This is a genomic window from Sphaerisporangium sp. NPDC088356 (assembly GCF_040685555.1).
In the GTDB taxonomy this organism is placed as follows: domain Bacteria; phylum Actinomycetota; class Actinomycetes; order Streptosporangiales; family Streptosporangiaceae; genus Sphaerisporangium.
The window spans coordinates 25,805-42,441 of record NZ_JBFBIK010000005.1 but is presented as its reverse complement, the minus strand read 5'-3'; the positions used below and the strand labels follow the sequence as shown (position 1 = coordinate 42,441).

The window sequence follows — 16,637 nt, the reverse complement described above, 5'->3', positions numbered from 1 at the left end:
TACGGTGTGGGACAGACGAAAGGGGGCCGGCCGACATGGCAGACGTGGGGGTGCGCGCCGCGCGCCGCGAGGACGTCCCAGCGGTGACGGCCACCCAGATCCGGGCCTGGAAGAGCGGATACCGCCATCTCCTGCCCGAGGGGCCTCTGGAGCAGATGACCGGCCCGTCGGCCGAGGAGCTGTGGAACCGCCAGTGGGAGGAGGCCGTCACGACGCCGCCCACGCCGCGGCACCGCCTCCTGGTCGCCGTCGAGACCGAGGACGCCCTGAGCTCCCTGGCGAGCGGCCACGGCGAGCCCGGCGGCCAGCGGGTGGTCGGGATGGCCTCGCACGCTCCCGCCGAGGACGCCGACCTCGACCCCTCGACCACGGCCGAGCTGCTCACCATCCTGATCGACCCCGACCACGTGCGGCGGGGGCACGGCAGCCGCCTGCTCAACGCGACCGTCGACCACCTCCGCGACGACGGCTTCGCCACCGTGGTCACCTGGGTCTTCGCCGACGACGAGGCGATGGTGGGGTTCCTGACCTCCGCCGGGTGGGGGCCCGATGAGGCCGAGCGCATCCTCGACATGGGCCGCCCGATCCGCATGATCCGCCTCACGACCGACATCAGCTGACTTCCCACCCCGGCCGGACGGCTCCACGCCGACGACCGGGAGCCTTGGCATGCCCCGGGCACAGGCCACGGGCGTGCCATGAAATACCCTGCATACGCAAATTCCCGCCCCCCCAGGGAGCGAACGCTCCTGGGGCGGGAACCGGATCCTTCGAAGAGGGGCGACGTTGGCGACACCCGCTCAGTGGCTCGCCGGGGCACGGCCCCGCACCCTTCCCGCGGCGGTGGTCCCCGTCGCCGTGGGCACGGGCGTGGCCGTCTGGTACGGCGGAGCGGTCTGGTGGCGAGCCCTCCTGGCCCTGTTCGTGGCGCTGATCCTGCAGGTGGGCGTGAACTACGCCAACGACTACAGCGACGGCGTGCGCGGCACCGACGAGGACCGCGTGGGCCCGCTCCGGCTCGTCGGCTCCCGGGTGGCGGCTCCCCGGTCGGTGCTGGCCGCCGCGCTCGGGTGCTTCCTCGCGGCGGCGGTCGCGGGCCTGGTCCTGGTCGTGGTGACCGGGGCCTGGTGGCTGCTGCTCGTAGGCGCGCTGGCGATCGCCGCCGCCTGGTTCTACACCGGAGGCTCCCGCCCGTACGGCTACCGCGCGCTCGGCGAGATCTCGGTGTTCGTGTTCTTCGGCCTGGTGGCCGTGGCCGGCACGACGTACGTGCAGATGGAGCGCCTCCCGTGGCCGGCCGTGGCGGCCGCCGTGCCGGTCGGGCTGCTGGCCTGCGCGCTGCTCGTCGTGAACAACCTGCGCGACGTCGTGACCGACGGCCCGGCGGGCAAGCGCACGCTCGCGGTCGTGCTGGGCGACGCCCGCACCCGCGTGCTCTACAGCGCCTGCCTGCTGCTGCCGTTCGCCATCGCGCTGGCCCTGGCGTTCGTACGGCCGTTCACCCTGCTGACCGTGCTCGCACTACCGCTCGCCCTCGGGCCGGTGAAGGCCGTGCGGGGCGGGGGGAACGGGCGCGCCCTGATCGCCACGCTTCAGCAGACGGGGCGTCTCCAGCTCGTCTTCGGCCTGCTCTTCACGATCGGCCTGGCCCTATGAAAGCCTCTCCCCGCCCGGTGAGGCTTCCGCCTCGCCAGGACCTTCCCCGGCCCTAGAGGGCCCCTCCAGGGCCTGCGCAGGGGGCTCAGAGGTCGAGAAGGTTCTCAAGGCCGACGGTGAGGCCCGGAAGCTCACGGACGCGGCGGACGCCGAGGAGCACGCCGGGGGTGAACGACGAGCGGTTCATCGTGTCGTGACGGATCGTCAGGATCTCGCCGTCGCCGCCCAGCAGCACCTCCTGGTGGGCGATCAGGCCCGCCAGGCGCACGCCGTGAACCCGCACACCGTCGACGTCGGCCCCGCGGGCACCGTCGAGCTCGGAGGTCGTCGCGTCCGGCATGGGGCCGAGGCCCGCCTTGCGCCGCGCCTCGGCGACCAGCTCGGCCGTGCGGCGCGCCGTGCCCGAAGGGGCGTCGGCCTTGTTGGGGTGGTGGAGCTCGACGATCTCGACGGACTCGAAGTAGCGCGCGGCCTGCTGGGCGAAGTGCATCATCAGCACGGCGGCGATGCCGAAGTTGGGGGCGATCAGGGCGTTGACGCCCGGATGCTCGCCGAGCCAGCCCCGCACGGTCGCGAGGCGGGCGGCGTCGAACCCGGTCGTGCCCACCACCGGGTGGATGCCGTGCTCGACACACCACTTGAGGTTGTCCATGACCACGTCGGGGTGGGTGAAGTCGACCACCACCTCGGCGGGGGTCAGCGACTCGATGGGATCGCCGGCGTCGACCGCCGCCACCAGCTCCATGTCGTCCGCCGCGTGGACGGCCTTGCACACCTCGACACCGACGCGCCCGCGGGCGCCCAGAACTCCAACCCTGATCACGACGCCCAAGCGTAGCGCGAAGAGAAGGCCCGGACCCCTCGCGGGGCCCGGGCCTGGTCACGTCGCGGCCGTCACTCGACGGAGGCGCTGAAGTCCTTGTCGCCGTACGGCCCGATGACGGCCAGCGTCATCGGCTGGGAAAGGATCTCCCTGGCCACGGAGTCGACCTCCTCCGGGGTGACGGCGTCGATGCGCGCCAGCACCTCGTCGACCGACATCAGCGTGTCGTACACCAGCTCGCTCTTGCCGATGCGCGACATGCGCGAGCCGGTGTCCTCCAGGCCGAGCACGAGACCGCCGCGCATCTGGCCCTTGCCGCGCCCGATCTCGTCCTCGGTGATGCTGTCGGCGACGACCCGGGTGATCTCCTCGCGGCAGATCTTCAGCACGTCGTCGATCTTGGCGGGAAGGCACCCCACGTAGATCCCGAACTGGCCGGTGTCCGCGTACTGGGCCGTGAAGCTGTACGCCGAGTACGCGAGGCCGCGCTTCTCACGGATCTCCTGGAAGAGCCGGGACGACATGCCCCCGCCCAGGGCGGCGTTGAGCACGCCCAGGGCGAAGCGCCGGTCGTCCGTACGAGAGAACGCGGTCGTGCCGAGGACCAGGTTGGCCTGCTCGGTCGGCCGGTCGACCACGCGCACGCCGGAGCGCGGTGAGGCGCCCTCGCCGGACAGGCGCGGCGGGACGGGCGTCCCGGAACCGCCGAGCGCGCCCGCCCGCTGGTAGGCCGAGGCCACCAGCTCCACCACCCGCTCGTGGGTGACGTTGCCGCACACCGAGACCACGGTGTGCGGGGGCTGGTAGTAGCTCTGGTAGTACTCGGCGATGCGGTCACGCGACAGCTCGTTGATCGACTCGACCGACCCGAGGATGGGCCGCCCGATGGGCGTGTCGCCGTACAGCTCCGCCGAGAACTGCTCGTGCACGACGTCCGACGGGTCGTCGTCGTGCATGGCGATCTCCTCCAGGATCACGCCGCGCTCGGACTCGACGTCCTCGGCGGTGATCAGGGAGGAGGTCACGACGTCGGCCAGCACGTCGATGGCCAGCGGCAGATCCTCGTCGAGCACCCGCGCGTAGTAGCAGGTGTACTCCTTGGCGGTGAAGGCGTTGATCTCGCCGCCGATGCCCTCGATCGCCGCGGAGATCTCCAGGGCGTCGCGGGTGGGAGTGCCCTTGAACAGCAGGTGTTCGAGGAAGTGGGTGGCCCCCGTGTGCTCGGAGGCCTCGTCACGCGATCCGATGCCGACCCACATGCCGACCGCGACGGAACGCACGGTCGGCATGGTCTCGGTCACCACCCGGAGACCACCGGGAAGGACGGTGCGCTGTACGACCCCGGCACCGTCCCTGCCGGGGTGCAGAGTGGTGGTGGTCACGAGTTGCGGTCGTCCCGTCCGCCGCGGGTGCGCGACCGGCGCGGCCGGTCGCCGTTGCGCTCGCCACGGTCGCCGCGCTCGTCACGCGGCTCGGCGGAGTCGGCCTGGCTCGGGCCCTCGTCGGTCGAACCGCCCTCGGCCTTGGCCGCGGCCTCCTTCTCGATGACCTCGACGGGGACCAGGGACAGCTTGCCGCGCGAGTCGATCTCGGCGATCTCCACCTGGATCTTGTCGCCGACGTTCATGACGTCCTCGACGTTCTCGATGCGCTTGCCGCCGTGCAGCTTGCGGATCTGCGAAACGTGCAGCAGGCCGTCCTTGCCGGGGAGCAGGCTGACGAACGCGCCGAAGGCCGCGATCTTGACGACCGTGCCCAGGTAGCGCTCGCCGATCTCCGGCATGTGCGGGTTCGCGATCGAGTTGATCGTGGTCCGCGCGGCCTCGGCCGACGGGCCGTCGGTCGCGCCGATGTAGATCGTGCCGTCGTCCTCGATCGTGATCTCGGCGCCGGTGTCGTCCTGGATCTGGTTGATCATCTTGCCCTTCGGGCCGATGACCTCTCCGATCTTGTCGACCGGGACCTTGATCGTGATGATGCGCGGCGCGGTCGGGTTCATCTCCGCCGGGGAGTCGATCGCCTCCTGCATCACGTCGAGGATCGCGAGACGGGCGGCCTTGGCCTGCTTGAGCGCGCCCGCCAGGACCGACGCCGGGATGCCGTCGAGCTTGGTGTCGAGCTGCAGCGCCGTGATGACGTCACGGGTGCCGGCGACCTTGAAGTCCATGTCGCCCATGGCGTCCTCGGCACCGAGGATGTCGGTGAGCGTGACGAACTGGCCGCCCTCGCCGATGAGGCCCATCGCGATGCCCGCGACCATCTCCTTGAGCGGGACACCCGCGTCCAGGAGCGCCATGGTCGAGGCGCAGACCGAGCCCATGCTGGTCGAGCCGTTGGAGCTCAGCGCCTCCGACACCTGGCGGATGGCGTACGGGAACTCCTCGCGGCTCGGGAGCACCGGCACGAGCGCCCGCTCGGCGAGCGCGCCGTGGCCGATCTCGCGGCGCTTGGGCGAGCCCACGCGGCCGGTCTCACCGGTGGAGTAAGGCGGGAAGTTGTAGTTGTGCATGTAGCGCTTGGTGCGCTCGGGGTTGAGCGTGTCGATCATCTGCTCCATGCGGAGCATGTTCAGCGTGGTGATGCCCAGGATCTGGGTCTCGCCGCGCTCGAACAGGGCCGACCCGTGGACCCTCGGGACCACCTGGACCTCGGCGCTGAGCTGCCGGATGTCCTTGGTGCCGCGGCCGTCGATGCGGACGCCCTCGCTGATCACGCGCTCGCGCATGAGCTTCTTGGTCAGCGAGCGGAAGGCGGCGGAGATCTCCTTCTCGCGGCCCTCGAAGTCGGGGCCCAGCTTCTCCAGGGCGAGAGCCTTGACCCGGTCGAGCTCGGCCTCGCGCTCCTTCTTGCCGGCGATCGTCAGCGCGGAGGCCAGCTCGCTGCGCACCGCGCCCGCGACGGCCTCGTACACGTCCTCCTGGTAGTCGAGGAAGACGGGGAACTGCGCGGTCTCCTTGGCGGCGACCTGAGCGATCTTGTTCTGCGCCTCGACGAGCACCTTGATGAACGGCTTCGCCGCCTCCAGGCCCTCGGCGACGGTCTCCTCGGTCGGGGCGACCGCGCCCTCGTTGACCAGCTTGAGCGTGTCGCGGGTCGACTCGGCCTCGACCATCATGATCGCGACGTCGCCGTCCTCCAGGACCCGGCCGGCGACGACCATGTCGAAGGTCGCGCCCTCCAGCTCCGAGTGGGTCGGGAACGCCACCCACTGGCCGCTGATCAGCGCGACGCGGACGCCGCCGATCGGGCCGGAGAAGGGCAAGCCGGCCAGCTGCGTCGACAGGCTCGCGGCGTTGATGGCCACGACGTCGTACAGGTGGTCGGGGTTGAGCGCCATGATCGTCGCCACGACCTGGACCTCGTTGCGCAGGCCCTTGACGAAGGACGGGCGCAGCGGGCGGTCGATCAGGCGGCAGGTGAGGATGGCGTCCTCGGACGGCCGGCCCTCACGGCGGAAGAACGAACCGGGGATCCGGCCCGCGGCGTACATCCGCTCCTCGACATCCACGGTGAGCGGGAAGAAGTCCAGGCTCTCCTTGGGATGCTTGGACGCGGTGGTGGCGGACAGGACCATCGTCTCGTCGTCCAGGTAGACGACGGAGCTTCCCGCCGCCTGGCGCGCGAGCCGCCCGGTCTCGAACCGGATGGTACGCGTACCGAATGAGCCGTTGTCGATCACGGCTTCCGTGCTGTGGACACCCTCCACGGGGGACCTCCTTGGGTCGTCGCCCGCGTCCGTGCTGTGGTCGCACACGCTCAGGCACTCGCCGGCCGACCGGTATCGTCGCGGTCGGCTCGCTCGTGCCCGGCTCCGTTATGCCGGCTCCCCGTCATGTGCAGCGCCGGTCTTCGATCGAAGCACCCGGGCTGTACGGCGTTCGCGCCGTCGACATCCGGAAGCCACTACCGAGGACCGGCCCGCAGGCGTCACGGGAACGCGCGTTTGTGCTGTGCGGGACGCGGGGCACTTTCTCGGCTCTTCAGTTGTCTTTCTAGAGGCAAGTTAGCTCGGAAGCGGCCGCGCGCCGCGCTGCGACGCGCCGACCGGATTTCTCCATATCAGGGATGCCTTTGCCCTGATATGAGAGAGGGAGCGACACTATGCCGCTCCCCTCTACACTATCGGCGCAGACCGAGCCGCTCGATCAGGGTGCGGTAGCGCGCGATGTCCTTGCTGGAGAGGTACTTCAGCAGGCGGCGGCGACGGCCGACCAGCAGCAGCAGCCCACGGCGGCTGTGGTGGTCGTGCTTGTGGGTCTTGAGGTGCTCGGTGAGCTCGCTGATGCGCTTGCTCAGCAGCGCGATCTGCACCTCGGGGGACCCGGTGTCACCGTCTCCGGTGCCGTACTCACTGATGATCGTCTTCTTGGCGGCGGTGTCGAGCGACACGGCTCTCCTTCAACTGTCTACGGGCACACGTCAGATGATTGCCAACGAGCGACCGTGTGTGCCTACAGTCGCCGTAACCGGTCGACGGGCAGCGCGGAGCGCGCCGAAACCGAGCCGACACGTCAGGCTACCATCGCCGTGCCATCACCGTGGACGGCTCCGCGCTCCTGGCGCCACCGGGCGATCGCCGGGGAAGATCAGCCTCCGACGAGGCGGCGGGCCTCGTCGACGTCGCGGCGCATCTGCTCGATGAGCGCGTCGATGGAGTCGAACTTCAGCGTGTCGCGGAGCCGCACGGCGAAGTCGACGACGACGTGGGCCCCGTAGAGGTCGAGATCGTCGCGGTCGAGGGCGTAGGCCTCCACCGTGCGCTCGACACCCTCGAACGTCGGGTTGGTGCCGATGGAGATCGCCGCCGGCCACCGCTTGCCCTCATGCGGCGAGGGGGACTGCGTGCACTCGAGCCAGCCCGCGTAGACGCCGTCGGCCGGGATGGCGGTGAACGCCGGGGACTCCACGTTCGCCGTGGGGAAGCCGAGCAGCGCCCGGCCCCGCTGGTGGCCCCGGACGACCACGCCCTCGACGCGGTGCGGGCGGCCGAGCGCCTCGGCCGCCGCGGCGACGTCGCCCGCCGCCAGGCTCTCTCTGACCAGGCTGGAGGAGATCGCCTCGCCGCTGCTGACCAGGGGGACCGCCTCCGCCACGAAGTCGTACTTCTCGCCGAGCTCACGGAGCGTCTCGACGTCGCCGGCCGCCTTGTGACCGAAGCGGAAGTTCTCCCCGACCACCACCCCCGCGGCGTGCAGCCGGTCGACGAGGACCGCCTGGACGAACTCGTCGGGGGTCATGCGGGAGAACTCCAGCGTGAACGGCAGGACGCACACCGCGTCGACGCCGAGGGCGCCGAGCAGCTCGGTGCGGTGCCGCGCCGTGGTCAGCCGGGGCGGGTGGCTGCCTGGCCGCACCACCTCGTCGGGGTGGGGGTCGAAGGTGATCACCACGGAGGGAAGGCCGAGGCCCGCCGCCATGGCGACGGCACGTTCGACCATGCGCTGATGACCTTGGTGCACACCGTCGAACACCCCGATCGTGATGACAGACCTGCCCCAGTCTCCGGGCACGTCGTCGAGTCCGTGCCAGCCCTGCACCTCGACCTCGTTCCTGTGCTGATGGTCACGCTCACCCAAGCCTGCCATGCGGATCGGTTTTCACCGCACGGGGACGAGGGTAGCCCAGCGGGACGGGGCGTCGGGCGACGCCCCCGCCTCACTCCCCCGCCCGGCCCGTGCCGCCCGTGCGCTCGTAGACATCCTGCTCGAAGTCTTCCAGGAGGCTCTCGCAGGTGGCCAGCCACTGCTCGCACTCCTCACGGCCCTGGCCGCCGAACCAGTCTCTAGTCACGACCTTGTCGAACCATCGCCGGATCTTGTCGAGATCCTGCCGGATCTCCTCCGACTCCTCGAAGGTGTAGTTCTCGCGGAAGCGCTCGAACTCGATCTCCTTGACGAACTTGGTCTGGCACTCCTCGATGATCTCGGCGTACTCCTTGGCCGCCATGTCGCGGAAGTTCTGGACCAGCGTGGTGTCCTGGTCGCGGTCACCCGTCGCGATCGGGAAATAATACGAAATGCCGCCCAGCGACTCGATCCGTTGCCTGATCTGCCGCAGGTCCTCCTCGATCGTCCCCATGCGCGGGAAGACGCAGACCGCCTGCTGCAGGTAGAGGCCGCCGAGCCGCTTCAGCTCGCGCCAGACGGCCACACGGACCCGCGAGGGCTCCGAGGGCACCTTGTAGATCAGCAGGAGCCACGCCTCGGGCACCATCGCCGGCAGGTCGTCGGCCGCCGCCTCCCCGGGCGTGCGGCGGACCGGTGGACTCATTGGAACTCCTAGTAGCGGGCTTCGCCCGGCCGGCGACGGCGCTTCCCAACCCTATCGCCGGCGCCTGTGGATCCCCGATTCCCGGCGTGCGCCCCGTACGGCCTCGCGCGCTCCCCCGGCCGTACGGTCACATGGACGACGTGAGCCCGGAGCCGCACAGCGGGAACACGAATACTGATCATCACTTCACCCAGGCGACAGCCCTCCGGGCCTAGGGGACGAAGACGGCGAGGGGTTTGGCGGTCTTGCCGTGCTCTTCCACCAAGGCGAGGAGGGTGCCGTCGGGGGCGAAGACGCCGATGGGGCCGGAGCCGAGCCCCGCCGAGGGCAGGCGGCCGCCGTGGGCGACCAGGTTGGCCTGCTCCTCCGTGACGTCCATGCGCGGGAAGGCCGCCGCCACGGCGTCGGCGATCGGCAGGATCACGCAGTTCTCCGTGAGCTGCTCGATCGTCCGGGCCGCCGCCAGGTCGTACGGCCCGACGCGCGTGCGGCGCAGCCGGGTCAGATGGCCGCCGACGCCGAGGGCCGCCCCGAGATCGCGTGCCAGCGAGCGGATGTAGGTGCCGCTGGAGCAGCTCACCGAGGCGTCCACCTCGACCACGTCCCCGTGGCGGCGGATGCCGGTGATCTCGAACGCGTGGACGGTGACCGGGCGCGCCTGAAGCTGGACCTCCTCGCCCGCCCTCGCCCGCTTGTACGCGCGCTCGCCGTTCACCTTGATGGCGCTGACCTGGGGCGGGACCTGCTGGATCGGGCCGGTGAGCGCGGCCACCCCCGCGTGGACGGCCTCGTCGGCCACGTGGCCGGCGGGGGTCTCTGTGAGGATTTCGCCCTCGGCGTCGTCGGTGTTGGTGGTCATGCCGAGCCGGATCGTGGCGTCGTAGCCCTTCTCCGTGAGCGCCAGGTGGCCGAGCAGCCGGGTGGCCTTCTCGACGCCGATCACCAGCACCCCGGTGGCCATGGGGTCCAGAGTGCCCGCGTGGCCGACCCGGCGCGTGCCGGCCAGGCGCCGCATCTTGCCGACGACGTCGTGGGAGGTCCAGTCGGCGGGCTTGTCCACGATGACCAGCCCGCTGGGCGGCACCGGCCGCTTCGCCCGAACGGTGCCGTCGGTCTTGCCGCCCGCCATGGTCATCGGAACATCCTCGGAAAGCTCATCGGGAGAGGTCAGGTGGAGGGCCCGGCGGTGGGACCGATGAGCGAGCGGAACCTCGCCATGGTCTCCTCGGGCGAGTCGTGCGAGGTGAAGCCCGCCGCGCGGATGTGGCCGCCGCCACCCAGGGCCGTGCAGGCCCGGCCGACGTCCACTCGGCCCTTGGAGCGCGTGGAGACCTGCCAGGCCCCCTCGTCGTCCTCCTTGAGCACCACGGCGACATCTGGCTCGTCGGTGCGGCGGATCACGTCGATGATGCCCTCGCACTCGTCGTACGGCAGGCAGTGGGCGGCCCGGTCGCCCCGGGTCACGAACGTCCACACCATGCCGAGCCCACCGGCGGCCCGCTCGTCAAGCGTGACGCGGTCGAGCGCCGCCGCGAGGACCTTGAGATAGGCGAACGGGGAACGGTCCCACAGCTCGCGGGCGATCTCGTCGGTGCGCAGGCCCTTCGCGACCAGCCGCGCCGCCATCTCGTGCACGGCGGGCGTGGTGGAGGAGTGCTTGAACGACCCTGTGTCGGTCACCAGGCCGGTGTAGAGGCAGGTCGCGATGTCCTGGTCGACGTCGAGGCCGAGCCGCGCCATCAGCTCCTCCACCAGCACGGAGGTGGAGGCGGCCGAGGGGTCGACGAGCTGGACGCTGCCGAACCCGGTGTTGGAGGGGTGGTGGTCGACCACGACCAGCTCGCGGGCCTTGCCGGCGTTCGGGGCGAGCAGGCCGAGGCGGTCGACCGTGGGGGCGTCGAAGCTGATCATCAGCTCCGGCTCGGCGGGGAAGGCCGCCGGCTCGACCAGCAGCTCCTGGCCGGGCAGGAAGCGCAGCAGGCGGGGCACCGCGAACCGGCGGTCACCGAAGGACGCCGTCACCCGCTTGCCCGCCCGGCGGAGCGCCATGCCGAGCCCGAGCATCGAGCCGAGCGCGTCGCCGTCGGGGGCCACGTGGCAGACCAGCGCCACCTCGCCGGCGTCGCGCACCAGCTCGACGGCCCGCCGCCAGTCGGCCTCCCGTACCGCTTGGGCGGGGGGCCGTTCAGGAGGTCGCATGCCGGACATCACAGTGCGGAACGCCCCGCGCGGTCGGACGGCTCGGCGCCGAACTCCCCTCGCGGGTCGTAGTCGCCCTCGTCGTCCTCGTCGCCGGGCTTGCGGTACGGGTCGGGCTCGCCGGCGTGCACGGCGCCCTCGGCCTTCTTGGCGATCTCCTCGTCACGGGCCTTGGCCTCGGCGAGCAGCTCGTCCAGGTGCCTGGCGCTGTCGGGCAGGGGGTCGTGGCTGAAGGTCAGGGTCGGCGTGTGCCGTACGCCGGTCTGGCGTCCCACCTCCGAGCGGATGATCCCCTTGGCGCTTTCAAGGGCCGCGGCGGTGTCGGCCCGCTCGGCCTCGGAGCCGAAGACGGTGTAGAAGACCGTCGCGTCACGGAGGTCACCGGTGATCTTGGTGTCGGTCACCGTCACGAAACCGAGGCGTGGATCCTTGATCCGGCGCTCCAGCATCTCGGCGACAATCTGCTGAATGCGGTCCGCAAGTTTACGGGCGCGTGCTGCGTCCACGATCGCGCTCCCCCTCTTTGTTCGCTTTACTCGCTTAACGGCCCACGGGATGGGTGGCTTCCCGCGGGCCCTAGTCCTCGTCCTCGTTGATCAGGCGCTGCCGCGCGGACAGCACCTCGATCTCGGGGTGAAAGGCGACCAATCGCTCGCAGGCCTCGAGCACCTCGCCGCAGTTCGCGGCCGTGGCGGACACCACGGCGACGCCGATCTCGCTGCGGCGGTGCAGGTCGAGATGGCCCGTCTCTGCCACCGCGACCGCCGGGAACCGGCGTCGCACCTCGGCGATGAGAGGACGCACCACTGAGCGCTTCTGCTTCAGCGAATGAACGTCGCCGAGCAGGATGTCCAGAGTCAGAGCACCTATGTACATGGCTGTCGCCGCGATCTGGTGACGAAGGAAGACGGGGGGTGTCCGCGGGCGAACCCACGGACACCCACCGTCAGGCTTCCTCGACTATCAGGCGCGCGGCTTCTCCCGCATCTCGAACGTCTCGATGACGTCGTCGATCTTGATGTCGTTGTACCCGACACCGATACCGCACTCGAAGCCCTCGCGGACCTCGGTCGCGTCGTCCTTGAAGCGGCGCAGCGACGAAACGGTGAGGTTGTCGGCCACGACGACACCGTCGCGGATGATCCGGGCCTTGCTGTTGCGGGTGATCGTGCCCGAGCGGACCAGACAGCCCGCCACGTTGCCGATCTTCGGAACCTTGAAGACGTCCCGGACTTCCGCGGTGCCCGTCTGGGCCTCCTCGAACTCCGGCTTCAGCATGCCCTTGAGGGCCGCCTCGATCTCCTCGATCGCCTGGTAGATGACCGAGTAGTAGCGGATGTCGACGCCCTCGCGCTCGGCCAGGTCGCGCGCCCGGACCTCGGGACGCACGTTGAAGCCGATGATGACGGCGTTGTCGTCCGCGATCGCCAGGTTGACGTCGTACTCGGTGATCGCACCGACGGCACGGTGGAGCACCCGGAGGCGCACCTCCTCGCCGACGTCGATCTTGAGCAGAGCGTCTTCCAGGGCCTCGACGGAACCGGAGACGTCACCCTTGATGATGAGCTTGAGCTCGTCGACCTTGCCCTTCTCCATGTCGCTGAAGAGCTCTTCGAGCGTGCGCCTGCGGCTGGACCTCGCCATGTCGGCGATGCGCTGCCTGGCCGCCCGCTGCTGGGCGATCTGGCGGGCCATGCGGTCGTCGGTGACGACGATGAAGTTGTCACCGGCGCTCGGAACGGCCGTGAGGCCGAGCACCAGGACCGGACGCGACGGGTCGGCCTCGGTGACCTGCTCGCCGCTGTCGTCCAGCATCGCCCGGACGCGGCCGAAGGCCTCGCCACAGACGATCGAGTCGCCGACCCGCAGGGTGCCGCGCTGCACGAGCACGGTCGCCACGGGGCCGCGGCCCTTGTCGAGGTGAGCCTCGATGGCGATGCCCTGGGCGTCCATCGTCGGGTTCGCCCGGAGGTCGAGCTCGGCGTCGGCCGTCAGCAGGATCGCCTCGAGCAGGTCGTCGATGCCGAGACCCTCCTTGGCGGAGATGTCGACGAACATCGTCGAGCCGCCGTACTCCTCGGCGACCAGACCGTACTCGGTGAGCTGGGCTCGCACCTTCGTCGGGTCCGCGCCCTCCTTGTCGATCTTGTTGACCGCGACGACCACGGGGACCTCCGCCGCGTGGGCGTGGTTGAGGGCCTCGATGGTCTGCGGCTTCACACCGTCGTCGGCGGCGACCACCAGCACGGCGATGTCGGTCGCCTGCGCACCACGGGCACGCATGGCGGTGAACGCCTCGTGACCCGGGGTGTCGATGAAGGTGATCTTGCGGTCCTGACCCTCGTGCTCGGTCGCGACCTGGTAGGCACCGATGTGCTGGGTGATGCCACCGGCCTCACGGGCCACCACGTTGGTGTTGCGGATGGCGTCGAGCAGCTTGGTCTTACCGTGGTCGACGTGACCCATGACCGTCACGACCGGCGGGCGCGCCGCGAGGTCGGTCTCGTCGCCCTCGTCCTCGCCGAACTCGATGTCGAAGGCCTCGAGAAGCTCGCGGTCCTCCTCCTCCGGGCTGACGACCTGGATGGCGTAGTTGAGCTCGGCGCCGAGAAGCTGCAGAGTCTCCTCGTTCACCGACTGCGTGGCGGTCACCATCTCGCCGAGGTGCAGCATGATCTGCACCAGCGACGCGGGGTTCGCACCGATCTTATCGGCGAAGTCGGACAGCGAGGCTCCACGGGGAAGGCGCAGGGTCTGGCCCGTGCCACGGGGAACCTGCACGCCGCCGATCGACGGCGCCTGCATGTTGTCGAACTCTTGACGCCTCTGGCGCTTGGACTTGCGGCCACGCGTCGGACGGCCGCCGGGACGCCCGAAGGCACCCGCCGTGCCGCCGCGGCCACGGCCACCGCCGCCACCGGGACGACCGGCGAAACCGCCGCCACCACCTGCACCGGCGCCGGCACCGCCGCCGGGACGGCCACCGGTGCCCGTGCGGGGACCGCTGAAGCCGCCACCGCCACCGGGACGACCAGCGCCACCGCCGCCGCCACCGGGACGACCGCCACCGCCGCCGCCACCGGGACGGCCACCGCCGCCACCGGGACGACCGCCGCCGCCACCGCCGCCACCCTGACCGGGACCGGACGGGCGCGAGGGCATCATCATCGGGTTGGGACGCGGACCACCGGGACGGGGGCCTCCCGCACCGGGGCCGGGACGCGGGCCGGCCGAACCGGGACCCGGGCGCGGACCCGCCGCTCCGGGAGGACCGGAACGAGCGCCCGGAGGACGCGGCATCGCGCCGTCGCGGGGACCGCCGCCCTCACGGCGGGGCTCACGAGGACCGGCGCCTTCACGGCGCGGCTCGCGGGGACCGCCTTCACGAGGAGCTCCGTCACGGGTGGGAGGAGCCCCACCGTCACGGGGCGGACGCGCCGGGCGCTGGCCCATGCCGCTCGCGTTGGAGGAGAAGGGATTGTTGCCGGGACGCGGACCGCGCGGACCCGGCTTCGGGCCTCCGGGGCGAGGAGCGCCACCGGACGCCGGAGCGCCGGAACGCGGACCCGCCGGAGCGCCACCCGGCGCGCCCGCGCCAGGGGCGGAGGACGCCGCGGGACGCTGCGCCGGACCGGGCCTTGGACCCGGCCTCACGTTCGGACCGGGCCGCGAACCGGGCGCGGCCGAGCGCGGCGCGTCGGAACGGGGAGCCTCGGAACGAGGAGCGTCCGAACGAGGGGCCTCGGTGCGAGGAGCCTCGAAACGGGGCGCCTCGGAACGCGGGACCTCGGGACGCGCGGGGGCCGGACGATCGGCCTCGGGACGGGCCACCTCAGGGGCGGCCTCGGCGCGAGCGGCCTCGGGACGCGGCGCCGCCGGGCGAGGAGCCTCCTGCGGAGGCTGGTTGACATGGGGCATCGGAACGGGCGGACGGGGCGCGACATTCGCGGGACCCGGTCGCGGACCCGGCCTCGGGCCGGGGCCCGGCCTCGGGGCCGACTGACCCGGTGCCGACGCACCGTTGCCGTTGCCGGCCGGGCTCTGTGCCGGCCGGGGAGACGCCTTCGACGGCGCCCTGGAGGCGCCCCTGGAATCGGAGGAACCCTTGAGGGCCTCCGTGAGCTTACGGACCACCGGCGCTTCTATCGTTGAAGACGCCGATCGAACGAACTCGCCCATTTCTTGGAGCTTGGCCATCACGACCTTGCTCTCGACTCCGAACTCCTTGGCGAGCTCGTAGACTCGGACCTTCGCCACTGCACTCCCTAACTCGGCCCGGGAGGCTGTGCCGCCGGACCGTCGCTACCTAGACGTACTCATCGCCGCATGCTCATCAGGCGCTCATCGCTATCTGACCCGCCCATCGACTCGGCGTCCTACATGACAGTTGGTAACCATTCACCCGGTCCTACTCGACGTCAAGCCCCGCAAGAGAAGCTCGCAGGCACGCCATGTCAAGCGGCCCCGCGACGCGAAACGAGCGCGGGAACACTCGGCGACGTTCGGCGAGCTCCAGGCAGCTCAGAGCCGGATGCACATATGCACCGCGGCCCTGCAGCCGTCCTCGCTGGTCGGGAACGATCTCGCCCTCGACCACCACCAGGCGGAGCAGCTCGGACTTTACCGTGCGAACCCGGCAGCCCACACACGTTCTCAGCGGGGCCGCCCGGCCACCGTATTCAAGCTTACCTTGTGGAGGCATCGGCGGGACCGACCGCATCCCCCGTCGCTGTCGCCTGGGTATCGGGACGGATGTCGATGCGCCATCCGGTGAGGCGAGCGGCGAGACGGGCGTTCTGCCCTTCTTTGCCGATCGCGAGCGAGAGCTGGTAGTCAGGCACGGTCACCCGCGCCACGCGACCCTCGAGGTCGATGACCTCCACATGGGAAACCCGCGCGGGAGACAGGGCATTCCCGACGAAATCGGCTGGATGGTCGGACCAGTCGATGATGTCGATCTTCTCGCCGTGCAGTTCGGTCATCACGTTGCGCACTCGCGACCCCATCGGGCCGATGCAGGCGCCCTTGGCGTTGACGCCGCCCCGGCGGGACCGCACCGCGATCTTGGTGCGGTGACCGGCCTCGCGGGCGATCGCGGCGATCTCCACCGTGCCGTCGGCGATCTCGGGGACCTCCAGGGCGAAGAGCTTCTTCACGAGGTTCGGGTGGGTGCGGGACAAAGTGACCGACGGCCCCTTGTGCCCCTTCTTCACCTGAACGACGTAGCAGCGAACGCGCTCGCCGTGGATGTACTCCTCACCGGGGACCTGCTCGTTGTGCGGCAGGATCGCCTCGATCTTGCCGAGGTCGACCAGCACCACCCGAGGGTCCTTGCCCTGCTGGATGACGCCGGCCACCAGCTCGCCCTCGCGGCTGGCGAACTCGCCGAAGTTGATCTCGTCTTCCGCGTCCCTCAGCTGCTGGAGGATCACCTGCTTCGCCGTGGTCGCGGCGATGCGGCTGAAGTTGCCGGGGGTGTCGTCGTACTCCCTGATGACCTGGCCCTCGTCGTCGAGCTCCGCGGCGTAGATCATCACGTGCCCGGAGACCCTGTCGAGCTCGGCACGCGCCTTGGAGGACGCCCCCTCGGTGCGGAAGTACGCGATCAGCAATGCATCCTCGATGGCCTTGACGACCAGGTCGAAGGAGATGTCCTTCTCCCGCTCCAGGCTGCGCAGGACGCTCATGT

15 protein-coding genes are annotated in these 16,637 nt (G+C 70.6%); 2 read left to right on the top strand and 13 right to left on the bottom strand.

Annotation, left to right across the window (positions count from 1 at the left end; all coding sequences use genetic code 11):
• The first annotated feature begins 35 nt into the window (after positions 1–35).
• Positions 36–620, top strand: coding sequence for a GNAT family N-acetyltransferase (locus tag AB0O34_RS03740; RefSeq protein ID WP_363912238.1), 585 nt, complete (start codon positions 36–38; stop codon positions 618–620).
• 166 nt (positions 621–786) lie between these two features.
• On the top strand, positions 787–1,656 hold the full coding sequence (locus AB0O34_RS03735; RefSeq protein ID WP_363912236.1) for a 1,4-dihydroxy-2-naphthoate polyprenyltransferase: 870 nt from the start codon (positions 787–789) through the stop codon (positions 1,654–1,656).
• Between the two features lie 85 nt (positions 1,657–1,741).
• On the opposite strand, the gene dapB is transcribed toward AB0O34_RS03735, so the two are convergent.
• The 13 genes from dapB to nusA all read right to left on the bottom strand — a co-directional run bounded on the left by dapB (position 1,742) and on the right by nusA (position 16,635).
• Positions 1,742–2,479, bottom strand: coding sequence for a 4-hydroxy-tetrahydrodipicolinate reductase (dapB, locus tag AB0O34_RS03730; protein ID WP_363912234.1), 738 nt, complete (start codon positions 2,477–2,479; stop codon positions 1,742–1,744).
• Between the two features lie 71 nt (positions 2,480–2,550).
• Positions 2,551–3,861, bottom strand: a complete 1,311-nt coding sequence (locus tag AB0O34_RS03725) for a pitrilysin family protein (RefSeq protein WP_363912232.1) — start codon at positions 3,859–3,861, stop codon at positions 2,551–2,553.
• On the bottom strand, positions 3,858–6,185 hold the full coding sequence (locus AB0O34_RS03720; RefSeq protein ID WP_363912230.1) for a polyribonucleotide nucleotidyltransferase: 2,328 nt from the start codon (positions 6,183–6,185) through the stop codon (positions 3,858–3,860). Before AB0O34_RS03720 ends, AB0O34_RS03725 begins: the two co-directional genes overlap by 4 nt.
• A gap of 413 nt (positions 6,186–6,598) precedes the next feature.
• Complete coding sequence (gene rpsO, locus AB0O34_RS03715; RefSeq protein ID WP_363912228.1) at positions 6,599–6,868, bottom strand: 30S ribosomal protein S15; 270 nt, start codon at positions 6,866–6,868, stop codon at positions 6,599–6,601.
• A 197-nt stretch (positions 6,869–7,065) separates the two neighbouring features.
• Complete coding sequence (locus AB0O34_RS03710; protein WP_363912395.1) at positions 7,066–8,016, bottom strand: bifunctional riboflavin kinase/FAD synthetase; 951 nt, start codon at positions 8,014–8,016, stop codon at positions 7,066–7,068.
• A gap of 118 nt (positions 8,017–8,134) precedes the next feature.
• On the bottom strand, positions 8,135–8,749 hold the full coding sequence (locus tag AB0O34_RS03705; protein ID WP_363912226.1) for a Chromate resistance protein ChrB: 615 nt from the start codon (positions 8,747–8,749) through the stop codon (positions 8,135–8,137).
• 211 nt (positions 8,750–8,960) lie between these two features.
• Complete coding sequence (gene truB, locus AB0O34_RS03700; protein ID WP_363912224.1) at positions 8,961–9,884, bottom strand: tRNA pseudouridine(55) synthase TruB; 924 nt, start codon at positions 9,882–9,884, stop codon at positions 8,961–8,963.
• 32 nt (positions 9,885–9,916) lie between these two features.
• Entirely contained in the window at positions 9,917–10,948 is a 1,032-nt protein-coding gene (locus AB0O34_RS03695; protein ID WP_363912222.1) for a bifunctional oligoribonuclease/PAP phosphatase NrnA, read from the bottom strand.
• Between the two features lie 8 nt (positions 10,949–10,956).
• The gene (gene rbfA, locus AB0O34_RS03690; protein ID WP_363912393.1) at positions 10,957–11,457 is read right to left on the bottom strand and encodes a 30S ribosome-binding factor RbfA; all 501 of its coding nucleotides are present in this window, start codon (positions 11,455–11,457) and stop codon (positions 10,957–10,959) included.
• Between the two features lie 67 nt (positions 11,458–11,524).
• On the bottom strand, positions 11,525–11,824 hold the full coding sequence (locus tag AB0O34_RS03685; RefSeq protein WP_363912220.1) for a DUF503 domain-containing protein: 300 nt from the start codon (positions 11,822–11,824) through the stop codon (positions 11,525–11,527).
• Positions 11,825–11,911: 87 nt separating this feature from the next.
• Positions 11,912–15,205, bottom strand: coding sequence for a translation initiation factor IF-2 (gene infB, locus AB0O34_RS03680; RefSeq protein ID WP_363912218.1), 3,294 nt, complete (start codon positions 15,203–15,205; stop codon positions 11,912–11,914).
• A 151-nt stretch (positions 15,206–15,356) separates the two neighbouring features.
• Positions 15,357–15,650 (bottom strand): YlxR family protein, encoded by a 294-nt coding sequence (locus tag AB0O34_RS03675; RefSeq protein ID WP_363912216.1) that lies wholly within the window; start codon positions 15,648–15,650, stop codon positions 15,357–15,359.
• Positions 15,634–16,635 (bottom strand): transcription termination factor NusA, encoded by a 1,002-nt coding sequence (gene nusA / locus AB0O34_RS03670; RefSeq protein WP_363912214.1) that lies wholly within the window; start codon positions 16,633–16,635, stop codon positions 15,634–15,636. The genes AB0O34_RS03675 and nusA overlap by 17 nt, the downstream gene beginning before the upstream one ends.
• Between the last annotated feature and the right edge of the window lie 2 nt (positions 16,636–16,637).

Coding starts and splice junctions, on each gene's coding strand:
- AB0O34_RS03740 (WP_363912238.1), top strand. CDS start 36: ATGGCAGACGTGGGGGTGCGCGCCGCGCGCCGCGAGGACGTCCCAGCG.
- AB0O34_RS03705 (WP_363912226.1), bottom strand. CDS start 8,749: ATGAGTCCACCGGTCCGCCGCACGCCCGGGGAGGCGGCGGCCGACGAC.
- truB (WP_363912224.1), bottom strand. CDS start 9,884: ATGACCATGGCGGGCGGCAAGACCGACGGCACCGTTCGGGCGAAGCGG.
- AB0O34_RS03695 (WP_363912222.1), bottom strand. CDS start 10,948: ATGCGACCTCCTGAACGGCCCCCCGCCCAAGCGGTACGGGAGGCCGAC.
- AB0O34_RS03685 (WP_363912220.1), bottom strand. CDS start 11,824: ATGTACATAGGTGCTCTGACTCTGGACATCCTGCTCGGCGACGTTCAT.
- AB0O34_RS03675 (WP_363912216.1), bottom strand. CDS start 15,650: ATGCCTCCACAAGGTAAGCTTGAATACGGTGGCCGGGCGGCCCCGCTG.
- nusA (WP_363912214.1), bottom strand. CDS start 16,635: ATGAGCGTCCTGCGCAGCCTGGAGCGGGAGAAGGACATCTCCTTCGAC.